This window comes from Romboutsia sp. 13368 (assembly GCF_018336475.1).
Classification (GTDB): Bacteria; Bacillota; Clostridia; order Peptostreptococcales; family Peptostreptococcaceae; genus Romboutsia.
On sequence record NZ_CP048741.1, the window covers coordinates 2,205,399 to 2,209,461 of the forward strand.

The following is a 4,063-nucleotide window of genomic DNA, read 5'->3' on the forward strand; positions in this document are numbered from 1 at the left end:
TATTAAAGTATATGTATGAAGTTAGACTTTCTTTCCAATATAAAAAAAGAAGCCTTTTTATAATTCTATTTAGGCTTCTTTAAAACTAAATCTATATTTCTTTTTATTATGTTCTTACCTCTCCAGCTAAATGCTCTATCTCCATATCTTCGTTTAAATTCTTTATTAGATATATTATTAATTTCTTCTTCAGTTAGCTTAAGTATAATATCATCTTTAAATTCTTTTATATTTGTAATTGGAATATTTTTATTATGAGGGCATACATCCTGACAAATATCACAACCAAAAATATTTTTATTCGCCTCTAATAAACTTTTTTCTTCTAATTCTAATTCTCCTTTTTTCTGTGTTATATATGAAAGACATCGTTTTGGATTCATTTCATAATTTCCCAAGAGAGCATTTCCCGGACAATATTTTACACATTTTCCGCATTTTATACACGTTTTTTCTGACGGAGAATCCGCTTTAAACTCATAATTACTCATTATATATCCAATAAATACATATGATCCATACTCATCTGTAATTATGTTATTATTTATTCCAAAGTATCCAATTCCAGAAATATAAGCCAAATATCTATCTACTAACGGGCCATTATCAGCAAAAACTTTATATTCAAAGTCATCTATATTATCAAATAAATAATCACATACTTGCTGTAGCATCTGTCTTACTACTATATGATAATCTTTTCCATAACAATATTTAGATAAGTTGCTATCTTTTAAATCACCAATATAATAAGGAAATGCACATACTATTATAGATTTTACATTTTTCATAGTTTCTTTTGGATTAACCCTATTTTCTATAATAGGTTCTTCCATTCCGGTTACATATCCATTTAATAATTTTCGTTTTATTATCTTTTCTAAATCATTGTATGGACCAATGCCTGCAATTCCTACACAATCAATACCAATAGATTTACAAAATTCTTTTAATTTATCTTTATTCATAAAAAACCTTTCATTAATTAAATATTAGTTTTATAATAACTAGAGTATAAGGATGGTGATATTTTGATTAAACTAACAATACCAGGTAGACCTATAAGTAAATCAAATTTTAAACTTCACAATATACATGGTCAAGCATGGATGCCATCAACAGGTAAACACTCTAAATATCTAGCATATGAAAATATGATTGCAGGTTTTATAAACCAACAATACACTGGAGAAACAATAGAGGAAGATTTAATAACTATCTTAAAGTTATATTTCCCAAATAAACGTATGGGTGATTTACATAACTATCCTAAAAGTATATGTGATGGCATAGAAAAAAGTGGAATAATAAAAAATGATAAACAACTTAAACCAGTATTATTATTTGACTTTATAGATAAAGATAATCCTAGAGTTGAAATAGAACTTTATCCTATTTCAGAATATAATGTATCTTACGTTATATCTAAAAAGTAATTTATATATAAAAGAGAACTTAAAACAAGTAAGTTCTCTTTATTATTATCTATACACTATTTTCTAATCAAGTTTAGATGCTACATTTTTTAACATATCTCTTATAGGAAGTTCATATGGACATTTAGTTTCACATAATCCACATTCTACACATTCACTTGCTTTTACTTCTAATGACGAGTATCTATCTTTTGCCCACTGTTTTAGATTATACCTTGTATAATATCCTTCTAATAAGAAGTTTTGAGGTATATTTATATTTAATGGGCATGGCATACAATATTCACATCTTCTACAGAATTTATTTCCCATATAATTTCTTATCTCTAGTATTTTTTCTTCATCTTCTTTTGTTATATTGATATCTTCAAGTACTGACACATTTTCTTTAACCTGATCTATATTTTCCATACCAGGTATTACTACATCTATATAMTCCTTTGATAGAATATACTTTATAGCTAACTTTGCATCATCTATTGCTCCACCTGCTAATGGTTTCATTACTATAGTACCTATACCTTTTTCATTAGCTTTTTTAAATGCTTCATCTGCTTGATCTTCAATTATATTATAAGGAAATTGTATAGTCGAAAATTTCTCATCTTCTATAGCCTTTTCTATAGTTTCTAAACTATGGCTAGTTATTCCTATATACTTTATTTTTCCCTCTTTTTGAGCATCTACTAATGCTTTATATGCCTTATTATCTTCAAATATAGTTTTATATTCTTCTAACTTAACATTATGTAATTGGTATAAATCAATATAATCTGTCTTTAAATTCTTAAGACTTATTTCTATATCTTCCTTCATTGATTCATAATCTCTAGACATACTTTTAGTTGCAATAAAAAACTTTTCTCTTCTTCCTTCAATTGCATTTCCTATATATTCTTCGCTTATAGTATATGCTCTAGCTGTATCTATAAAGTTAACATTATTATTTACTAGTTCGTCAACAACTTTATTAGTTTCTTCTTGTGTTATTCTTTGAATAGGTATACCACCAAATCCTACCCTATTTATATCCATATTAGTTTTACCTAATAACTTCATGTTCTTCCCCCTCCTTATAATATAAATTTACTATTAATTATATTATAAGGCTATTACTTTATATAATCAAAATCTATTTATTAGATAATATATCCTTTATCATAGCTATTTCTTTTTTGTGACCTTCATCTTCTAAAGGTGTTTCTAGGAAGAATGGTAAATGGTTTAATTTAGGATGACTCATAAAGTTTATGATAGCATTTAATCCTATCTCACCTTCTCCAATTACTTCATGTCTATCTTTTTTAGCTCCAAAAGGCATCATACTATCATTTAAATGTACTGCTTTAAGTTTATCTAATCCTATTATATTATCAAATTCTTCTAAAACTCCATCTAAATCATTTACAATATCATATCCTGCTGAGAATATATGGCATGTATCTAAACATACACCTAGTTTTTCATTATGGTTTACACCATCTATTATTCTTTTTATCTGTTCAAATGTAAAACCTATTTCTGTTCCTTTCCCAGACATAGTTTCAAGTAATACTGTTATATTTTCGTCACCTGTTAATGTTTCATTTAGCGCATCAACTATTCTTTGTATTCCAAAGTCTATTCCTCCACCAACATGGCTACCAGGATGGAAACACATATACTCTATTCCTAAAGAATCCATTCTTTCTATATCTTCTTTTATTACTTTTCTACCAAATTCATATACTTCATCTTTAGCACCACCTAAGTTCATAGTATAAGGTGCATGTGCTAAAAGAGGTCCAAAGTTATTTTCCTTTCTTATTTGTTGAAATTTATCTATATCTTTTTGTTCAAAAGCTTTGGCATTACCACCTCTTGGGTTTCTACTAAAGAATTGAAATGTATTTGCACCTATATTTACTGCAGTTTGTGCAGCTTTAGAAAATCCTTTTGATATTGAAATATGTGGTCCTATTACAAGCATGTCAATTTCTCCTTTTCAATTAATTTATATATAATATACCCAAAAAATAAGCATCAATAAACATTGATACTTATTTTTCATTATATAATTCTTATTTTTATACTGGTATTGAGGCTATAATTATATTATATTTTTTGCTTTCCTCTTCTTTGTTTCGTTTTTCTATAAGCTCTTCTATTTTATATTTTATAGTATTATTAAGCTCTATAAGTTCATCATTATTAAGACATATATCATTATAATTATTTATATTTTCTTCTTCTAATACTTGATTTTTTACTGCTTTATAAAATAAATCTATTATATCATCAATTTTTGATATATATTTTTCTTCATTTTCTTCTTTTAACGAAATATTTATTACATTTTTATCTACAAGTATATTTTTTGCCATTGGATAATAGTATTTTTCTACAATTCCTGATTTAATCTTTTCTTCTACTAAGTCTAAAATTCCCACTTTATAAAGTGTTTTTATATGATAGTTTATTTTTGCATGAGGTTCATCAAGCATTTGAGATAACTGTTTAGCTGATAGTGGTGCATTATTAAATGCTTTTAAAATATCTATTCTTCGTGGATGTGCAATAGCTTTTATGCACTCTAAATCTCTAAGTATAAGTACTTCTTTCATTCCCCCACCCCTTTAAATATATTT

General features: G+C 26.3%; 5 protein-coding genes. 1 reads left to right on the plus strand and 4 read right to left on the minus strand.

Annotation, left to right across the window (positions count from 1 at the left end; genetic code table 11):
* Nucleotides 1-65: 65 nt before the first annotated feature.
* The gene (gene queG, locus G3997_RS09200; RefSeq protein WP_296645482.1) at nucleotides 66-968 is read right to left on the minus strand and encodes a tRNA epoxyqueuosine(34) reductase QueG; all 903 of its coding nucleotides are present in this window, start codon (nucleotides 966-968) and stop codon (nucleotides 66-68) included.
* A gap of 63 nt (nucleotides 969-1,031) precedes the next feature.
* Here queG and G3997_RS09205 point away from each other — a divergent pair, with 63 nt between their 5' ends.
* The gene (locus tag G3997_RS09205; RefSeq protein ID WP_296645483.1) at nucleotides 1,032-1,436 is read left to right on the plus strand and encodes a RusA family crossover junction endodeoxyribonuclease; all 405 of its coding nucleotides are present in this window, start codon (nucleotides 1,032-1,034) and stop codon (nucleotides 1,434-1,436) included.
* Between the two features lie 63 nt (nucleotides 1,437-1,499).
* Here G3997_RS09205 and G3997_RS09210 read toward each other — a convergent pair whose 3' ends face one another.
* From G3997_RS09210 to G3997_RS09220, 3 genes are all read right to left on the minus strand, one after another.
* On the minus strand, nucleotides 1,500-2,495 hold the full coding sequence (locus tag G3997_RS09210; RefSeq protein WP_296645484.1) for an aldo/keto reductase: 996 nt from the start codon (nucleotides 2,493-2,495) through the stop codon (nucleotides 1,500-1,502).
* Nucleotides 2,496-2,568: 73 nt separating this feature from the next.
* Entirely contained in the window at nucleotides 2,569-3,405 is an 837-nt protein-coding gene (locus G3997_RS09215) for a deoxyribonuclease IV (RefSeq protein ID WP_296645485.1), read from the minus strand.
* Between the two features lie 97 nt (nucleotides 3,406-3,502).
* Nucleotides 3,503-4,039 (minus strand): winged helix-turn-helix domain-containing protein, encoded by a 537-nt coding sequence (locus tag G3997_RS09220; RefSeq protein ID WP_296645486.1) that lies wholly within the window; start codon nucleotides 4,037-4,039, stop codon nucleotides 3,503-3,505.
* Between the last annotated feature and the right edge of the window lie 24 nt (nucleotides 4,040-4,063).

What these genes read in the sequence shown, in the direction of transcription:
- G3997_RS09220 (WP_296645486.1), bottom strand. Translation starts at nt 4,039, where the DNA reads ATGAAAGAAGTACTTATACTTAGAGATTTAGAGTGCATAAAAGCTATT.
- queG (WP_296645482.1), bottom strand. Translation starts at nt 968, where the DNA reads ATGAATAAAGATAAATTAAAAGAATTTTGTAAATCTATTGGTATTGAT.
- G3997_RS09215 (WP_296645485.1), bottom strand. Translation starts at nt 3,405, where the DNA reads ATGCTTGTAATAGGACCACATATTTCAATATCAAAAGGATTTTCTAAA.